Here is an 18137-nt window from a genome sequence, read left to right as displayed (position 1 = left end):
GGCGAGGAGCCCGTGGCGGGGAGGGATGTCGGCCGGGAGAGGGCGCAGGATGGGAATGCTCCGCCGGCGGCGAGGAGCCCGTGGCGGGGAGGATGCCCGCCAGCCGCGGGCACCCTCCCCACCAGCGGAGGACGGCCGGCTTACCGCCCCGCGACCTCGGCCGCGGTCAGAACCCGGTTCCACACCACGACGTCGTCGACACTCCCGGGCCAGAAGTCGCTCTGCCGGCCACCCGACATCGCGCGCCCGATGGCGAGCGGTCCAGGTGCGGCGTCACCCGTCGGCTGGCTCCACGTCTTGGCCTGCGCCACCCCGTCGACGTACAGCACGTACGTGCCGGCATCGGCGTCGTGCACCCCGACCAGGTGGTACCAGCGCCCGGCCTCCGGAGCCACGTCCGACAACGCCCGCCCCGAGCTGGTCGAGAACGCCAGCCGGTTGTCGGCCGCGGAGTACTGCAAGTAGAACCCGCTGCTCGGATCACCGTCCTGGCTGACCGCCGTCGCCCATGAACCCGTGCGGTCCAGCCGGACCCACGCGCTCACCGAGTAGTTGCCGGTCGTGTCCAGTACCGGCCCGCCCGTCTGCGCGTACTGCCCCGAGCCGTCGAACCGCAACGCCGTGCCGGTCACGCCGGGGACCCACGAGCCGGTCGAGGTGGCGTCGTGGGAGCCGGCCGTGTCGTGGGCGGTCGTGCCCGTGCCCTCGTCGAGGGTCCACGCGCCGACCGGGTCGTGCTGGCCCGCCGCGTGGGCGACTTGGACGTTTTGCCGCTGATGCGTGGATCTCGGGCCGTCGGGGCCCCGGTAGGACGCGGTCGCCGACAATGTCGCCGCGCTGCCCGGCTCGGCGTCCGCCGGGGCCGTCAGCGTGAACGTCCACGTCCGCGACCCGCCGGGCGGGATCGCGGCGGCGGACTGCCCGGCAGGCACGGCCGACCAGCCGGCCGGCACGGCGACCGCCACGCGCGGAGCGACAAGCGGGCTCCGCGTCGTGTTCCGCACTGTCACGGTCACCGGCGTGCTCCCCTTGACCGTGACGACTCCGGTGCCCGGCCCGACGGCGATCCGGGCGTCCGGGCTCGACGGCGTCCACGATTCGAACTCCGTGACCCCGACGAACGCGCCCGGCGGGTTGGTGAACACGAGCCGGATCTTGCTCGTCGTCAAGGTGGGGAACGTGACCCGGTTGACGCCGTTGCCCACCGGGGTCGCCGGGGCGCGGACCTGGCCGGGCACCTCCTGCCACGCCGAGCCCGTCCAGTACTGCAAGCGGTAAGCCGCGGCCGGTCTGACCCCGCCGCCGTCGTCGTAACCGTGCCAGCGGATGTCGGAAACCGGTGTGGGTGCACCGAAATCGACGCCGTAGAAGTCGTTCGCGTTCGGCGACGAATAGTTCGTCCACCGGGTGTTCTCCGGCACCTCGTTGTACCAGACCTTGCCGTCGACGGCGTTCCACGCGTTGTCGTACGTCCACGTGTACGACGTGATCGGCCGCGGGTAGCCGGTGCGCAGCGGGTTCGCGGCGTCGTTCACCAGGTCGTCGGACCGGGGGAGCAGTGTCGGGCCGACGTCGATGGTCGTGTTCCGCAGCGTCGCCGAGCGCTGGACGAGCCGGCCGTCGACGTAGAGCCGCATCCCGGCGCCCTGCCCGTAGTGGCGGCCGTCGCGGTCCCACAGCACCGTCACGTTGTGCCCGTGGTACGGCACGTTCTCGGCGGCGAAGTGGTCCCATGTGGACGGTGTCAGCGGCCGGATGTCCAAAGTGGAACCGGACTGCGGGCGGAGCCCGATCAACCCGGACAGCACGAGATCGGTGTAGGTCGAGTGGTTGTAGTCCTCGCTGTGGTTCTGCCCGTCGTAGATCCAGGCGTCCCGGTCCGGGTCGTGGGCTTCGGCGACGTACGGCTTGCCGTTCTTGGTCTGGGTGCGGGCATACGTGGCCAGCGCCGCGGCGTAGTCCTCTTTGGACATTGCGGACTGACGGGGGTAGTCGTCCAAGAGGTTCGCCAGGCCGGTCAACGTCTGCGAGGTGGCGAAGGGCCAGCTCGGCCCGTCCCAGCGGCAGCAGCTGCCGGCGTCCTTCATGAAGAACGGGCTGCGACGCTCCGTCGTGGTCGGGCCGTAGGCGCTCGCGAAGCCGTTCGGGTCGAGCAGCTGCGACCACGCCCCGGCGTTCCCGGTGCCGGCCGCGCCGAACATCCACGGGACGAACCCGATCTGCTCACGGCTGCCGGACAGCCGGTGGTCCGGGTTGTCGTCGCGGGGCATCGCGTAGTAGAAGCCGCGAGCCGGGTCCCACAGCCACTTCTGCAGCGACGCCTTGAGCCCGGCGGCGCGCTGGGCGTACTCGGCGGCGAGCCGGTGGTCGCCGACGGAGTCCGCGATGCGGCTGATCGCCACGGCATCGCCGTACTGGTAGGAGTTCAGCGTCGGCCGGTACCCGGCACCGCCGTGGTACGGCTCGGGCGACTCGTAGGAGGACGCCGAGAACTCCATGGCGTCCCAGACCGGCACCGACCAGTACAGGCCCAGCTCGGCGTTGAACTGCTTGTCCCAGCCCCGGTACTGGCGCACGAGATCCGGCAGCAAAGCACGCAGCGGCGCGAAGTCGCCGCTCACCTGAGCCTGGCCGTAGGCGGACGTCGCGAGCCAGACGCTGTACTCGTGCGCCCAATCGGTGGTGTCGGCGTTGACGTCGTCGGTGGCCGGCTTCGGGCCGGCACCCGGGCCGGTGAGCCAGAACCGGAGGTAGTCCTGGGCGTAGCCGGGGTCGCGCAGCCAGCGCCCTTCGGTCAGCTGGTGCCCGGCGGCGGCGTTGATCGCCTGGTAGGGCGCCGCGTAACCGCAGCAGTCCAGGAACTCCGTCGAGATCCAGCCGTTGGCGGGGTCGGTGTAGCGCAGGTGCTCCTTCCAGACCCGCCACCGGTAGTAGTAGACGCTCTGCATGGTCGCGTCCGGCAGGTCGACGAACGGGATGTTCGCCTCGTACCAGTCAGGATCGGCGTAGCCGGCGAGGGCGGCGGCGTGGTCGAGGAAGTGCGTCCCGCCATCCGGCGCGGATGGCTTGTCGGCCGCGGTCGCGACACCGGGGAAGCCGAGCAGGGCGGCCGTGGCCAGCCAGGTGATCACGCCTCGGGTGCGTCTCCAGGACCGCCGCATCGCGCCTCCCGTGAGAGATTTACAACGTTGTAAAACGCAGACTCGACCACTATTGCTCAAGAGGCCCCAAAAAGGAACACCCGCGGCGGGGACAAGTCCGGACAAGACCCGGACCCGCCGATAAGTCCGAAATGCCTGGCCGGCGCGCGGTTTCGGGACGCGAGAATGATCACTCCCGGCGTCGGCCGCCCCTTCGGCCACGCATGATGGGCCCGAGATGGTCGAGAACTTCCGCCTGCGCTCGGTCGCCGCGGCGGCGTACGGGCCGGCGGCCCTCTTCGGGCTGTCCGAAGGAGCCGTGCTGCCGGTCATCGCGCTCAGCGCGATCGATCGCGGGGCGAGCACCTCGACGGCCGCGCTGATCGCCGCGATGCTCGGGGTCGGGTCGCTCGCCGCGAACATCCCGGCCGGGGTGCTCGCGACGCGGATCGGGGAGCGGCGGTCGATGCTGCTGGCCGCGGGCGTCATGGTCGCGGGCGTCGTGACCTGCCTGATCGACCTGGGCCGGGGGCCGTGGTCGCTGCTGCTCTACGGCTGCGGCGTCGTACTGATCGGGGCGGCGAGCGCTGTCTACGGCCTGGCCCGCCAGTCGTACCTGACCGAGATCGTCCCGCAGCACATGCGCGCCCGGGCGTTGTCGACGTTGGGCGGGAGCATGCGGATCGGCGTCTTCCTCGGACCGTTCGCCGGGGCCGCGGCGATGCGGGCCGCCGGGCTGCCCGGCGCCTACTACGTCAGCCTGGCCGCGATCGCCGCCGCGGCCGTCCTGGTGCTCCGGGTGCCCGACCTGGCGGTCAGCGCCGGCGACCGGGCCGCCGCGTCCGCCGTCACGACGCGGAAGATGCTGGGACAGCAGTGGCGCGTGTACGCCACACTCGGCGTCGGCGTCCTGTTGCTGTCGGCGATCCGGCAGACCCGCCAGACCGTCGTTCCCTTGTGGGCGGCGCACATCGGGCTGTCGCCGACGACCAGTTCGATCATCTACGGCGTCGCCGGAGCGATCGACGCGCTGACGTTCTACCCGGCCGGCAAGGTCATGGACCGCTACGGCCGGCGCTGGGTGGCCGTGCCCTCGACCCTCGTGCTCGGCACGGCCTTCCTCCTCGTGCCGCTCACCCACGGCGCGGGCCTGCTCACGGTCGCCGCCATGGTGATGGGCTTCGGCAACGGCATCGGCTCGGGCATCGTGATGACGCTCGGCGCCGACGTGTCCCCGGAGGTGGGCCGGCCGACGCACCTCGGGATCTGGAACGAGCTCGCGGACATCGGCACCGGGGTGGGCCCGTTGATCCTGTCCGCGGTGACCGCGCTGGCCGGCCTCGGCGCGGGGATCGTGGCCGGCGGCTTCGTCGGCTTCCTGGCGGCCGGGGCGCTGTGGCGGTGGATTCCGCGCCCCGGCCGGTCCAGGGTGTGACGCTCCCGGGACACGGGAGCCCGGCTGTCAGGCGCCGGGCCGGTTGCCGGTCGGGATCGTGATGGGCGTGGTCGTCGGGGAGGAAACCTTGTTGAGGAACAACATCGCGATCGCGCGGATGAACTGGTCGAACAGGTAGAACCCGGCCGGCGCGATCGGCAGCAGCCCCTCGCGGAACGCGATGTAGGCCGGCCAGCCGGTGCGGACCAGCGCGGCCGCCGCGTAGTCGCGGGGCAGGCCGAGCCAGTCGCCGACCGCGTCGCTGAGCACGTACCGCACGAACTCGTTGAGGAACCCGCGCGTGACGCCCAGGTCGATCTGCGCGGTCAGCCCGAGCAGGTCCGCCGCCAGCTCCCTGCCCTCCGTCGTCGGGGACAGCAGCGGCGTGAGCACCCGCGCCGACTGCGCGTCCGCCTCGGCCCACGTCCGGGGGATGAACTCGTCCCGCACGCCGAGCAGGTGGATGGCGACCTGCCACTGGTGCAGGAAGGCCTCTTCGTCCGCGGCCGACATCGGGACGCGCCATTCGAGCAGCTTCCGGTGCACGTACGTGCCGAGGCTGTGGAAGGTCACCAGGATGTCGCCGTTGCTGATCGGGATCCGCTCGTCGGCGACTGCCCGCCAGTGCGGCGACTGCGGCAGCAGGTGGCGCACCGCGGCGTGCACCAGGCGCGTCTTGTTGGCCGTGACCACGAACTGGCCGCCGGGCTGGAACGCGTTCAGGTCGCTCAGGTCGTAGCCGAAGGTGAACGTCTTGGCCGCGCGGTCCTGCATGTTCGCCCCGCCCGCGGACCAGTAGACCGACTTGGCCTCCCGCGGGATCACCGTGCTCATGATGCCGCTGCCCAGGCCGTAGAGCATGAACAGGTAGGTGTCCTTGCGCCGGTTGAAGTCGGCGGCGCGGCGCAGCTTGCCGGGGTCGGCCCAGGAGGGCAGCCGGTTCGCCTGCTGGAGGTAGCCGGCGAGGCCGGCGGGCAGGCCGGCCGGCAGTGGGTCGCTGTTGTTCACCCACGGCCGCAGCGCGGTGTTGAGCGCGGGCACCCCGGCGGTGTCGAGGACGTCCGCCATCAGGCGGTCGATCTCGTCGTCCCAGACCCACCACGGATCGGTGCCCGCCGCGGTGGCGGCGCCCGCCGACGCCCACGCCGGGACGACGCTCGTCGCGCTCGCCAAACCCAGCGCGACACCGAGCGAAAGGACGTTCCTCCTGCTGAGATTGCTCATTAACTTACCTAGCTTCCTTGATAGGCAGCCTCCCGGCCAAGTAATGGTTCGCCGGGAGGATCACTCATGAGCCGCACATCACCGGGGAGAGATTCTCCATTAACATAGCGAGCCGTGTCGCCGGTCGGCAAGAGGCGTCCGGTCCCCGTCGTGGTTGACTGGCACGCATGGCTCCGTCCGCGCTTCGTCCCGCCCGGTGGCCGCGGTGACCGCCGAGCCGGCCGCGGCCGTCCGGCCGCGCAACCGCAAGCAGCTCATCGTCGAAGCGGGAGCCACGGTCTTCAGCGAGCGCGGCTACCACGCGGCGTCCATGGAGGAGATCGCGGCCGGGGTCGGGATCACCGCGGCCGCGCTGTACCGCCATTTCCCGAACAAGTACGCGTTGTTCGCCGAGTGCGCGAACGTCATGGCCGACCGGCTCGTCGCGGCGCTCGACGAGGTGCCGCCGGACGCGGCGCTGACGGACGTGCTCGCCGCCGTCACCCGGGTCACCGTCGCCCACCGGGCGGCCGGTGGCGTGTACCGGTGGGAGGCCCGGTACCTCGACCGCGCCGACCGCCGGCTGCTGAAGGGCAAGTTCGCGCACGTCGTCGGGCGGGTGGCGGACGTCGTGCGGCGCGAGTACCCGCTGCCCGGCGAGGACCTGCGGGCCGTGGCGGCCCTGGGCGTGATCGGGTCGATCACCATGCACCACAACTCGATCGGCCGGCGCCGGGTCGAAGACCTGCTACGGGCGTCCGCGCTCCGGGTGGTCGCGACCGACGACTTGACAGGGAGGGTCGCGGACGCGGGCCTCGTCGAACTGCCCGCCCGGCCCGTGCCGCGCACCCGGCGCTCGGAGATCCTCGCGGCCGCGATCCCGCTGTTCGAACGCGACGGGTTCGCCGCCGTCACCAACGGCATGATCGCCGAGGCCGTGGGGCTGGTGCCGTCCGGGCTGTACCGGTACTTCCCGGGCAAGGCCGACATCCTCGCGGCGGCGTGCCTGCAGGCCGCGGACCTGCTGGCCCAAGCGGTCGAACACAACCTTCGCGGGGTGACCGATCCCCTCGCCGCCTTGACCGCCCTCACCGCGACCTACGTGGCCTACAGCTTCGAGCACAGCGCCCTCAACAGCGTGGCCAACGCCGAGGTCGTCGGCCTGCCCGCCGGCCTGCGCCGGCCGCTGGTCGCGGCGCAGCGCGAGCACATCGCCGTGTGGGAGGAGCACCTGCGCCACGCCCGGCCGGACCTCGACACGCGCCAGGCCCGGGTGCTGGTGCACGCGGGTTTCGGCGTGGTGGTCGAGGCCGGTCGTCACCTGCGGTGGCGGGACACCCCCGAGCACCGGGCCGCCGTGGCCGCGCTGCTCATGAGCGCCTTGGACCTGTGACCCGCATCGGCGTGGGGCCGTACCCCGGCCAGGTGAGCCGGCCCTGCCCGGCCAGGTACTCGATGTGGGCGACGGTCTCGGCCACCGCCGACAGCCGCATGAACCCGATCTCCGGCCACGGCCGGGACCACGTCAGGTGCGTGGCGATCTCCCACGGCGTCGGCTGCCCGAGCTCCGTGACGACCGCGACGATCTCCGCGCACCGCTGCTCGTGGTGCTCGCGCAGCAGCTCGCTGCGGGCGGCGAGGCCGCGGAAGCGGTACTCGTGCGCGGGCAGCGCGTCGTGGTCGTCGAACGTCGACGTGCGCTCCAGTGAGCGGAGGAACTGGCCCAGCGGCGGTTCGGCGGCGCCCGGCCACGAGCCGATCGCCGGGGTGATCCGGGGCAGCACGTGGTCGCCGGTGAGCAGCAGCCGCGCGTCCGGCTCCCGCAGGCACAGGTGCCCCGGCGTGTGGCCGGGCGTCCACACGGCCCGCAGCCGGCGGCCGCGCACCGGCACGAGGTCGCCGTCCTCCAGCAGGACGTCCGGGTCGGGCAGCTCGGCGGCCGGCCGTGGGGCGGCTTCGAGCGTCTTGAGGAGGTCGGCGATCTCCGCCTCCGGGGCGCCGCAGCCGCGCAGCCACGTCGTGATCTCGGTGCGGGTGTCGCCGTGCTCGTCGCGGCGGCGCTGGGGCAGCGTGGCGCGTTCGGCCGGGTGCATGCCGATCCACGCGCCGGACTCCGCGCGCAGCCGGGCGGACAGGCCGTGGTGGTCGGGGTGGACGTGGGTGGTGACGATCCCGGCCACGTCGGCGGTCGACGCGCCCGCGGTGGCGAGGCCGTCGAGCAGGGCCGTCCAGCCCTCGTCGGTGTCCCAGCCGGGGTCGACGACGACCAGGCCTTCGTCGGCGGGGACGAGGTAGGACAGCGTGTAGCGCAGCGGGTTGTCCGGGATCGGCACCGGCACCGACCACAGCCCGCCAGGCAGCTTCTCGACCGGCGGCCGCCGCCGCGCCCGCCACGCCGCCTGCTGCTCGGTGCCGAGCACCTCGATTCCCGGCATGTCCGCACCTTCCGCGAGATACTGAACAAGGTGCGTCCAGTAATAGCCCGACTCTATAGTGGTCGGATTCCGTGCGGCAACGACCCCGATCACGGGGCGAGGTGAGGCGCATGACGGGCGAGGCCGGGCGGCCCCGCGACCCCGAGGTCGACCGGCGGGTGCTGAGCGCGGCCGCGGAGGTCTTCGGCGAGGACGGCTGGGGCCGGTTCACGGTCGACTCCGTGGCCCGCCGCGCCGGGGTGGGCAAGGCGTCGATCTACCTGCGCTGGCCGAACAAGAAGGAGCTGCTGGCCGGCTGCCTCGAAGCGCGGATCACCCCGGTCGCCGACATCGACACGGGCTCGGTGCGCGAGGACCTGGTCCGCCTCGCCGAGCAGATGCTGACGGCGTTCTTCGGCGAGTCGGGCCGGGCGACGACGAGGCTGCTGCTGGAGGCCGACCGCATCCCCGGCGTCGCGGAGCGGGTGGCCCGGCTGCGGCAGGCGCAGGTGCTGGCGGCCCGCGCGATCGTCCGGCGCGGTATCGCCCGCGGCGAGCTGCACGGCGGAACGAGCGTGACGCTCCTGCTGGACGCGATCGTCGGCGGCTGCCTGAACCACGCGCTGGCGACGCCGGCCCACTTGCGGCCGCAGGTCGCGGCCGGGCTGACCGAGTACGCCGGCGAGCTGGTCGACTTCGTCCTCGGCGCGGTGAGCGCCGGTTAGCCGATCCCGGAGTCCGCGACCGCGAAGGTGTCCATCCAGGTGATCTCCAGCCGCCGGTGCACGATGCGCCACCCTTGTCGCCCTGGTGCGTGGGAGGTGCGGCGTGCGGGCCGTCGCGGTGTCATCGTGGAGTCCACAGTGGACGATCGGCCGGGTCGAACAGCTCAACCCCCCGGCGAACGCAGGTGAGTCAGGCAGAGGTCCAACGCGCTCTCGAGGTGCCGCGCGGACCCGGTCGACATCAGGATCGTGACCCCGCCCTGGATCGCCGCGATGATCGCCATCGCCGTGGCTTCCGGATCGACCTCCGGACGCACGTCGCCGCGATCGCGCATCGCCTCGATCCCGGCGCGGACCCGCGCTTCCCACTGCGCGAGCAGCTCGCGGGTGACTTCCTGCGCCGCCGGGGTGTGCCGCCCGAGCTCGGTGATCAGGACGCCGAGCGGGCAGTGCACCCCCTGGCGCCGGTAGCGCTCGACCACCGCGTCGCGCCAGCTCCGCCAGGCCGGCCACGTGGTCAGCCCGTCCAGGTGCGGCTGCTGGTCTTCCAGGACGCGGTCGGCTTCCCGTCGCGCCACCGCCAGGAGGAGCTGCTCCCGGCCCTCCGGGAAGTAGTGGAAGAGCTGGCTCTTGCCGGTCCCGCTGCGCCGGCAGACGTCGTCCAGTGTGGTGGCGTTGACGCCGCGCTCGCGGATCTCGGCCGCGGCGGCGTCGACGATCCGCAGGCGGGTCGCGGCACCCTTCTTCGTCAGCAACGCGGGCCTCCCGGATTGTACTTGCGGGTACATTTTAGGCGGACGACACTGGCCGGGGCAACGAAGATCACCTTCGGCGGAATCGGAGAAAACCCATGCAGGCCATCATTGTCGACCGGCTCGGCGGACCGGACGTGCTCACCGCGCGGGAGGTCCCGGACCCCGCACCGGGGCCGGGGGAGCTCCTGGTCGACATCGCCGTGGCGGGCGTCAACTTCATGGACACCGGCGCGCGGCAGCGCGGCCCCGCGGGCGGATCGGTTCCGTTCGTGCCCGGCGTCGAGGCGGCCGGGGTGGTCCGGGCGCTCGGGCCCGGCGTCACCGGGTTCGCCGCCGGCGACCGCGTCGCCTGGGTCTACGCCTACGGCAGCTATGCCGGCACGATCGCCGTCCCGGCGGCGTCGGCCGTTCCCGTACCGCCCGGGATCTCCGACGAGGTCGCCGCCGGCGTGCTGATGCAGGGCATCGCCGCCCACCACTTCACCACCGAGGCCTACCCGGTCCGGGCCGGTGACGTCGTCCTCGTCCACGCCGCCGCCGGTGGGCTCGGCCGGTTGATCACCCAGATCGCGAAGCACCGCGGCGCCGAGGTGATCGGCGTGGTTTCGCGGGAGGAGAAGGTGATCGCCGCGAAGGAGGCCGGAGCCGACCACGTGCTGGTCTCGATCGGCGAGGCGTTCGCCGGCGAAGTCCGGCGGCTCACCGGCGGCGAGGGTGTCCACGCCGTGTTCGACGGCAACGGCGAGCCCACCTTCCGGGCCTCCATCCGCGCCTTGCGCCGCAACGGGACTTTGCTCTACTACGGCGCCTTCATCGGCAACGTCCCGACGATCGGCATGCAGGAGCTGCCGCGCAGCGTCAAGATCTGCTACCCGACCTTCCGCGACCACATCGCCACCCGGGCGGAGCTGCTGAGCAACTCGGCGGACCTCTTCGCGCTGATCGCGTCGGGAAAGCTGACCGTGGCGGTGGGCGGACGCTACCCGCTCGCGCGGGCGGCGCAGGCGCACCGCGACCTCGAATCCCGGCGCACCACCGGAAAGCTGCTCCTGCTGACCGGCCACTTCGCGTCCACAAAGGACTAATCTCGCGGCCGCAGGCCCTGCACGAGGCTATGCACCGTGCCGGTCACCACGGCGTCCGGGGACCGGTCGCCGATCAGGCCGCCGGTGATGATCGACGCCAGGCCCTGGAGCGTCGCGAGCACCGCCATCGCCACGCGGTCGGGCTCGCCGGCGACGATTTCGCCGCGCTCCCGTGCCCCGTCGATGAGCGCCACCGGTGCCGCGAACGCCCGCTCGTTCGCTTCCCGCAGCTCCGGCCGGGCCGGGTCGTCCTTGTGCGCGAACACCAGCGCCAGCAGCGCCGGGAACCGCGTGGCGAACCCGACGTAGACCCGCGCGAACGCGGTCAGCCGCTCCTCGAAACCGCCCTGGGCCCGGCCGAGCCCTTCGTCGAGCTCGTCGCCGAGGCGCCGCAACCCCCGCACGGCGAGCGCGTCGAGCAGGGCCTGCTTGTCGGCGAAGTGCTGGCGTGGCGCGTTGTGGCTGACGCCGAGCTCGCGGGCGAGGCCGCGCAGCGACAGCCCCGCGACGCCGCTGCGCTCCACCGTCCGCTCGGCCAGGTCCAGCAGCTCGGAACGCAGGTTGCCGTGGTGGTACGGCGTGGCCTTGTCGTCCATGGCCGCAGTGTAGCCACTGCCCACAATGTGGTCGTTGACAACAATGTGGTCAGTGCCTACATTGATGTCACGAAGGGAGTTCGCCATGTCTTTTCCGGTCCGTTTCCACCACGTCAGCGTCTCGGTCGCCGACCTCGACGCGCAGCGGCGCTGGTACGCCGACGCGCTCGGCTTCACCGAGGTGATCGAGCAGTTCGAGGTGCCCGAAGCCGGGGTACGCACGGCCGTCGTGCAGACCGCCGGCGGGACCAGGATCGAGTTGATCGAACGGGCCGGCTCCACCCGCGCGGAGACGTTCGCCGACCCGATGGACGTCCTGCGTGCCCAGGGCTACGGCCACTGGGCCATCGAAGTCGACGACCTCGACGCCGCCTACACGCGGCTGACCGGTGCGGGCGCGCAGCCGGTATGGCCGCCCGCCGACGCGGTCCAGCCCGGCGCGCGGTTCGGGTACGTCAAAGACCCCGAAGGCAACCTGATCGAGCTGATCCAGCCGGCTCAGCCGTAGACCTCGAAGCGGGCCAGCTGACCGGCCGGCCACCCGGTGTTGCCGGTGCAGGTCAGGCGCAGGAACCGCCGCGCGCCACCGGGAACGGCGATCGTGACGCTGTTGCCCCGCGCCGGATCGAAGACGTACCCCGTCGCCGGGACGAGAGTCTCGAACGAGCCACCGTCGGTCGAACCGGACACGGCGAACGTCTGCGTCCGGGTGCTCCACGCGCTCGCGGGCGGGACCGCCAGCACGATCCGCGTCACCGCGGCCGCTGCGCCGAGGTCGACCTGGAGCCACTGGGGGAACGCGTTGTTCGCGCTTTCCCAGTAGCTGTCCGGGTTTCCGTCGACCGCGTTGCCCGCGCCGTAGTTCTGGGTGTGGCTGCTCTCGCTCGTGGCGCGGCCCCGCGCCAGATCCGTGGAGCCGCCGGTGGTGAGCGTGGGCCGGGTCGGCCGGACCGCCGTCAGCGGGAGTTCTCCCTTGAGCATGCGGCCGCCGTCGGCGGTCAGCCGCAGGTAGTAGTCCGACGAACAGGCCGTTCCGTCCTCGTCGAGGGCGAGCAAGCCGGAGCCCACCGGGGTCATCGACGCGTTTTCCGCCGTCTTCGCGATCTGGTTGCCTTCGCCGTACTCGTCGAACATCGAGATGTAGATGCCCGCCACGCCGGCGCGCACGACGTTGTAGAACTGGCGCCACATGAAGTCGCCGTGGGCGCGTTGCCGCCCGGAGACGTCGCCGGGCAGGACGCACGGCTGGTAGTCGATGCCGTGGACGGCGCAGTCGGCCTGGTCGGGCACGGTCAGGTTCTGGTACGCCCAGTCCGAGCCCGCCGCGTCGCCGATCGCGCCGACCATCCACGGCGAAATCATGTCGAACGAGCGGTAGACGTCACCGAAACCGGGCCGCGAACCGCCGTCGCTCGTCCGCCATTCCCGCGGCACACCGCCGATGACGTAGCAGCCCTGGGCCTTGAACCAGTTCACGACGTCGAGGCAGGTGCCGGCGTCCCACGGGTGGTTGCCGTCGTTGTACCCGAAACCCCAGACGCAGACGACCGGTTTGCCGTTCTGGCGGGCGTACGCCGGTGACGCGGTGTGCGCGGACATCTTGGTCATCCAGTCGGCCTTCAGCTCGGACTGCATGGCCGCCCAGCCGGTGGCGTCGTACATGATGTAGAACTTCCGTCCCTGCGCCTCGGCGGCCGCGCGGACCTTGGCGGCCATCGCGTCGCGCGTGGGACCTTCGCTGCTGTTGGGGTTGAAGCGCTGCAAAGCGGCGGTGTCGCAGCCGTTCTCCCGCATCCACCGGAAGTGCGTGTCGACGGTCTGCTGGTCGTAGGACGAGAAAAGTCCGGCCGCCCGGCCGTTTCCGAGGTTGCCGTAGGCGGTCGGGTAGGTGCGGGTGTACTCGCGCAGGTCCGGCCAGGCCTTGATGACGTTGTTGGCCGGCGACGGCGTCCGGCCCCAGTCCTGGCTCCAGTGCCACCAGCCGCCGATCGGCGCGCCGTCGCCGGCGCAGGCGAACCAGCCCTGGTACCCGACGGTGATCTTGCCGACGACGTCCCCGGGCGGACTGGTCGCGGCGGCACCCGGCGCACCGATGGCGGAAAGCGCGCCCCAGGCCGCGGCCGAACCGAGGAAGACCCTGCGCGAGATCGCCATGCCAGTTCCTCTCGCCACGCTGCTCGAGTACGTGACCGGACTGTAGGCGGCCGGACAGGAACTGGCAATAGTCGAACCAATTGCGGAAATTTTCGTATCAAAGTCCGCAAAAATGACGTCAGTCGACGTCCATGTTGTTCGCCAGGCCTTCCTGCTGCCGTTGCCACAGGGGGTCGTGGTGCGCCTTGAACTTCGCCGCCGCGTCCGAGACCTGCGCGTCGGTCGGGTCCGGCATGTTCTTGAGCTGCGGCGGGTCGAGCTCGCCGCGTTCGAGCTTGGCCCAGTCCTCGGCCGTCGGGTTCTTGTAGAAGCCGCCGTAGCCCGGCCATTCGCCCGTGCGCGCCGCGTCGCGGGCACCGTGCATCTCGGCCGCGTCCCACTTGTCGATCGGCTTCGTGGTCACCGTGCCGTGGTCCGCCGTGTGCCCGCCGGCCGGAACCGCCTGGCCCGCCTGCGGGTTGTACCGCATGCCCTCACCGCTGGAGCGCATGTCGTCGATCATCTTGTGGTACGAGTCGTCCGCGATGGCCATCCGCTTCTGCTCGTCCTCCCAGGCCTTGCGGTCCGGGTGGTTCGGGTCGTTCTTGACGGCGTCCCGCCGGTCCTGCTCCGCCTTCGCCGCGTCCGCCTTGTCCTTGTCGTACAGCGGGTGGTCTTCGTGGTGGACGTGGTTCTTGTCGTTGCCGTGGTAGACCTGGTCGGAAAAGGTGTCGTTGCCCGTCTTGCCGAAACCCTGCTGGTGGCCGTAGCCGAGCTGGTTGAGCTGGACCGCCGTGCTCGGGTCGTTGCCCTCGATGGCGCTGCGCTGGGCGTGCCGGTACGAACCGAGGCGGTCGTCGTACTTGAGGTTCGCGTCCGGCGAGGTGTTCGGAGCGTCCCGGACGTCGCCCTTGGTGAACCCGGACTCGTGGTTCGCGCCGCCCTTGCCCGTGCCGGGGTGGTAGCGGTGGTTGGCGTAGTCCTCGTAGTAGGCGTAAGCGTTGTTCTCCAGTGGCTTGTTGTCTTTGTCCTTCCGCAAGCCCTTCGCGCCGCCGTTGTCGCTCAGGATGTCGTACCCGGCGGCGTGCTCGTTCTGGTGCGTCTTGTCCCCGTCGATCTTGTAGTCGTACTTCTCGTTGAGGCGCTTGCGCTCGGCGTTCCGGTCGCCGTAGGTGCTTTCCGGGTACTTGCGGTTGCTCGTCGACGGTCCGTCGTTCCCGCGGGCGTAGGGGTGGGCCTGGGCCCGGGCGGCCGCCGCCGCGCACGGCGTGGTCCGCTGCGGGCCCAGCCCGAGCGGGTCGGTCATGGCGGTCGGGTTGTCCACATAGGACATGGAGTCCGGCGCCGGGGTCAGGCCCAGCGGATCGTGCGAGAGGAACCGGCCGGTCTCGGGGTCGTAGTAGCGGTGGCGGTTGTAGTGCAGCCCGGTCTCCGGGTCGTGGTACTGGCCGGGGAACCGCAGCGGGGTGTTCGCCGTGCCGCCGGCCGAGACGGCCGGGCCCCACAGCGCCGTGTGCAGGTGGCCGGCCAGCGCGCCGGTGTCGTCGACCAGCTCCGCGGGCGCGCCGACGAGGTCGGGCACGATGGCGTGGAACCGGTCCCCGCCGGCGCCGAGGACGCGCTCGGTCTGGGTGAGCGGGACCGGCGAGCCGGGCGCGTACTCCCACACCGTCGCGACCGGCGGCCGACCCGGTCCACTGTGGACCTGTTCGGCCGGGACCTGACCGTCCCAGGCGAACTCGACCTGCTCGGCGACGGCGCCGCTTCCGTCGAGGCACTGCTTGGCGATCCGGCGGCCGAACGGGTCGTAGAGGTAACGCCACGTCGCGCCGTCCGGCGTGCGCACGCCGGTCAGCCGGTTTTCCGCGCTCCACTCGTAGGTCCACCGCTGCCCGTGGCGTTCGCGGGCGACGACCCGGCCTTCGCCGTCGTAGCTGTAGCGCGTCGGACCGGCCGAGGTGAGCAGGGTGCCGGTGTAGGACCGGGGCCCGCCGGCCTGCGTCCCGCCGGACCAGCCCGCCCCGGTGACGGCGCCGCTCGCGTCGTACTCGTAGTCCTCTTGCCAGCGCGGACCGCGCACGGCGCGGACCCGGCCGCGGGAGTCGACGTCGAGGGTGCGCTGCCCGGAGATCAGGTCGGTCACCCCGGCGAGGTAGCCGTCGGGCAGGTAGCCGTACTCGCGCCGCTGCAGCGTGTCCGGGCCGCGCAGCACCGTCTGCGCGGACAGCTGCCCGGTGGGTGTCCAGTCCTGCCGCAGCTGCGCCACCGGCCCGGTACGGGTGACCAGTTCGCGCACGGTTTCCCGGCCCGCGGCGTTGTACCCGAACCGCAGGGTGCGCCCGGCGGTCGTCAGCGCGACCGGGCGTGCGGCGGCGTCGTAGCCGACGACCGACTCCGCCCCCGAGGGCGTCCGGCGGCCCACGCGGCGGCCGAGGGCGTCGTAGCGGTAGGAGACGGTCCGGCCGTTGATCGACTCCGCCAGCACGCGGCCGAGCGCGTCGTAGGTGTACCGGACCTCGCTGTGCGCGTTGGCCGCCGACAGCATCCGGTCGGCCTCGTCGTAGGTGAACACGGCGACCTCGTCGGCGCTGCTGCGCCGCACCACCCGGCCCACGCTGTCCCGCTCGAGGGTGATGGTCTGCCCGGCGCCGTTGGTGCGCGAAACGAGCCGCCCCGCGGCGTCGTAGCCGTAGCGCAGGACGCGGCCGTTGTAGTCGGTTTCCCCGATCTTCCGGCCGGCGGCGTCGTATTCGTAGCGCCACACCAGGCCGCGTTCGTTGGTGATCGAGGTGAGCCGCAGTTCGGTGTCGTAGCCGTACTTCAGCGTGCCGCCGTCGGGACCCCGCTCGGTGACCGGCAGGTCGAAGTGGGCGTACTCGATACGGGTGACGCCGCCGCGCGGGTCCGTCCGCTCCTCGAAGCTCCCGTGCGCCGTCGCCGCGAACCGCTCGACCGCGCCGTCGGCGTCGCGCCGCTGCACGAGGTGGCCGGCGGCGTCGCTCACGAAGGTGGTGGTGTGACCCAGCGGGTCGGTCTCGCTGGTGGTGTTGCCGAGCGCGTCGTAGCCGTAGCGCCAGACGGCGCCGTCCGGCTCGGTGACGAGCAGGGGGAGCCCGGCGGCGTTGGCCTGGATCCGCGTGACGCCGCCGAGCGCGTCGGTCACCGAGTCGACGGTGCCGGTGAAGGGGTCGTAGGTGTAGGCGGTCGCGGCGCCCGTCGGGTCGACGGTGCGGGCGAGGCTGCCGCCGGCGTCGTACTCGTGGCGCCAGACGGCCCCGTCCGGCCCGGTCACCGCGATCGGCCGGTGCCGGTCGTCGTAGCCGATGACCATGCGGCTGCCGTCGGGCCGCGTGACGGCGGCGAGGTTGCCGACCTCGTCGTAGTCCCAGCGCGTGACGTTGCCGAGCTCGTCGGTCTCGGCGACGACGCGCCCGAAGCGGTCCCGTTCGGCGCTCGTGGTGTTCCCGAGCGGGTCGGTCTGCCCGATCACGCGCAGCCGCTCGTCGAGCCGGTAGCGGGTGACGGCGCCGAGCGAGTCCGTGACGGTCGTGACGCCGGGCTCGAAGGCCAGCGTCGTGTCGAGGTAGCCGTCGGTGCCCTGGGCGCGCACGCAACGGCCCTGGCTGTCGTAGCCGTAGCGGTACCAGCGGCCGTTGACGTCTTCCCAGCGCGTGAGCCTGCCGTCGGCGTCGTAGGTGAACTTCTGCGGGGTGCCGACCGCGTCGACGACTTGGACGAGCCGGCGCGCCGAGTCGTAGGTGTACTCCGCCAGCGGGACCGGGGAACCCGCCGCGCGCACCGCGGTGACCAGGCCGCCGGTGCTGTCGATCTCGACGCGGTAGCCGCCGGAGTGCTCGATCGCCACCGGCACGCCGTCGCGGTAGCGCAGGACGATCCGGTTCCTCTTCCCGTCCACGACCGCGCGCAGCGGCAGCGTGGCGTCGCCGGGACGGCCCGCGAAGTAGCGCATGCGGTCGGACTGCGGGTCGCCGACGACGAACCCGTGCCGCACGCGGCGAAGGGCCAGATACGGGCCGCTGTCCGGGACGACCGCCTCCACGCCTGCCGGGACCGGGTAGCGCAGCAGGGTGCCGTCGGCCAGCGCCAGGTGCAGCCCGTCCGGCTCGACCTCGAGGCGTTCGTCCAGCGTCGAGGCCCAGGTGGGGCCGAACAGCCGGCCGGCCCGGTAGGACGACAGGTGCGTGCGCTCGACCACCAGCGGCAGGGCGCCGGGCAGCGAGACGTCCTCCTGCACGAGCATCACGGCCCCGGTCGCGACGTCGATCGGGTCGCCGCAGTCGGTCTTGTCCTTCGTCCGCGTGGTGTGCTCGTCCGGCTTGGGGTTGTTGTCCTTGATCCGCCCGCCGTCGCCCTTGGGGTTGCCCTTCGGGGTGCTGTTCGTGTCCAGGCCCCTGGACGCCGGGGGCGGCGTCGGGTCCAGGCTTCTCGGCGTCTCGTCGGGGCCCTTCGACGCGGGCGGCGGGTCGCTCTTCGGCGGCGGCGGGGTGTGGTCGCCGGACGGCGTGGTCGAGTCGCCCTTGGCTCCCGACGGCGTCGTGTTCCCGTCGCCGCCCTTCGGGCCGTCGAGACCCTTCGGGTTGCCGTTGATGTCGGCGTGCTTCGGCGGCGGGGCGGCTTTGCCGGGTTTGAT

General features: G+C 72.1%; 12 protein-coding genes. 5 read left to right on the top strand and 7 right to left on the bottom strand.

Annotation, left to right across the window (positions count from 1 at the left end; genetic code table 11):
- Positions 1–140: 140 nt before the first annotated feature.
- Positions 141–3131 carry an MGH1-like glycoside hydrolase domain-containing protein gene (locus ABFJ78_RS47610; protein ID WP_436394125.1) on the bottom strand — a complete coding sequence of 997 codons (2991 nt, stop codon included), beginning with the start codon at positions 3129–3131 and terminating at the stop codon, positions 141–143.
- A 247-nt stretch (positions 3132–3378) separates the two neighbouring features.
- Between ABFJ78_RS47610 and ABFJ78_RS47605 the strand changes: the two genes are divergently transcribed.
- Positions 3379–4575, top strand: coding sequence for an MFS transporter (locus ABFJ78_RS47605; protein WP_436394123.1), 1197 nt, complete (start codon positions 3379–3381; stop codon positions 4573–4575).
- A 27-nt stretch (positions 4576–4602) separates the two neighbouring features.
- Here the strand turns inward: ABFJ78_RS47605 and ABFJ78_RS47600 are convergent, their stop codons facing one another.
- Entirely contained in the window at positions 4603–5799 is a 1197-nt protein-coding gene (locus ABFJ78_RS47600; RefSeq protein WP_436394122.1) for an oxygenase MpaB family protein, read from the bottom strand.
- A 205-nt stretch (positions 5800–6004) separates the two neighbouring features.
- Here ABFJ78_RS47600 and ABFJ78_RS47595 point away from each other — a divergent pair, with 205 nt between their 5' ends.
- Positions 6005–7171: a TetR/AcrR family transcriptional regulator gene (locus ABFJ78_RS47595; RefSeq protein WP_436394120.1), complete on the top strand. Its 1167-nt coding sequence runs from the start codon at positions 6005–6007 to the stop codon at positions 7169–7171.
- Here the strand turns inward: ABFJ78_RS47595 and ABFJ78_RS47590 are convergent.
- The gene (locus ABFJ78_RS47590) at positions 7149–8213 is read right to left on the bottom strand and encodes an MBL fold metallo-hydrolase (protein WP_436394118.1); all 1065 of its coding nucleotides are present in this window, start codon (positions 8211–8213) and stop codon (positions 7149–7151) included. The genes ABFJ78_RS47595 and ABFJ78_RS47590 overlap by 23 nt on opposite strands.
- A 110-nt stretch (positions 8214–8323) precedes the next feature.
- Here ABFJ78_RS47590 and ABFJ78_RS47585 point away from each other — a divergent pair, with 110 nt between their 5' ends.
- Positions 8324–8917, top strand: coding sequence for a TetR/AcrR family transcriptional regulator (locus ABFJ78_RS47585; RefSeq protein ID WP_436394117.1), 594 nt, complete (start codon positions 8324–8326; stop codon positions 8915–8917).
- Between the two features lie 164 nt (positions 8918–9081).
- Here the strand turns inward: ABFJ78_RS47585 and ABFJ78_RS47580 are convergent, their stop codons facing one another.
- A complete protein-coding gene (locus ABFJ78_RS47580; protein WP_436394115.1) occupies positions 9082–9672 on the bottom strand; it encodes a TetR/AcrR family transcriptional regulator in 591 nt (196 codons plus the stop codon).
- A 95-nt stretch (positions 9673–9767) separates the two neighbouring features.
- On the opposite strand from ABFJ78_RS47580, the gene ABFJ78_RS47575 reads away from it, so the two are divergent.
- Positions 9768–10757, top strand: coding sequence for a quinone oxidoreductase family protein (locus ABFJ78_RS47575; RefSeq protein WP_436394113.1), 990 nt, complete (start codon positions 9768–9770; stop codon positions 10755–10757).
- Here ABFJ78_RS47575 and ABFJ78_RS47570 read toward each other — a convergent pair.
- Complete coding sequence (locus tag ABFJ78_RS47570) at positions 10754–11353, bottom strand: TetR/AcrR family transcriptional regulator (protein ID WP_436394112.1); 600 nt, start codon at positions 11351–11353, stop codon at positions 10754–10756. The genes ABFJ78_RS47575 and ABFJ78_RS47570 overlap by 4 nt on opposite strands.
- An 85-nt stretch (positions 11354–11438) precedes the next feature.
- On the opposite strand from ABFJ78_RS47570, the gene ABFJ78_RS47565 reads away from it, so the two are divergent.
- Positions 11439–11861, top strand: a complete 423-nt coding sequence (locus tag ABFJ78_RS47565; protein WP_436394111.1) for a VOC family protein — start codon at positions 11439–11441, stop codon at positions 11859–11861.
- Here the strand turns inward: ABFJ78_RS47565 and ABFJ78_RS47560 are convergent.
- Both ABFJ78_RS47560 and ABFJ78_RS47555 read right to left on the bottom strand, forming a co-directional pair.
- Positions 11852–13507, bottom strand: coding sequence for a discoidin domain-containing protein (locus ABFJ78_RS47560; RefSeq protein ID WP_436394109.1), 1656 nt, complete (start codon positions 13505–13507; stop codon positions 11852–11854). The genes ABFJ78_RS47565 and ABFJ78_RS47560 overlap by 10 nt on opposite strands.
- A gap of 118 nt (positions 13508–13625) precedes the next feature.
- The coding region (locus ABFJ78_RS47555) for an RHS repeat-associated core domain-containing protein (protein WP_436394108.1) at positions 13626–18137 on the bottom strand (4512 nt) is incomplete at its 5' end.

The sequence above is a fragment of the Amycolatopsis sp. MEPSY49 genome, assembly GCF_051337345.1.
Taxonomy (GTDB): Bacteria; Actinomycetota; Actinomycetes; order Mycobacteriales; family Pseudonocardiaceae; genus Amycolatopsis.
Note: the sequence above shows the minus strand (reverse complement) of the source record. Positions and strands in the feature narration are given on the sequence as shown.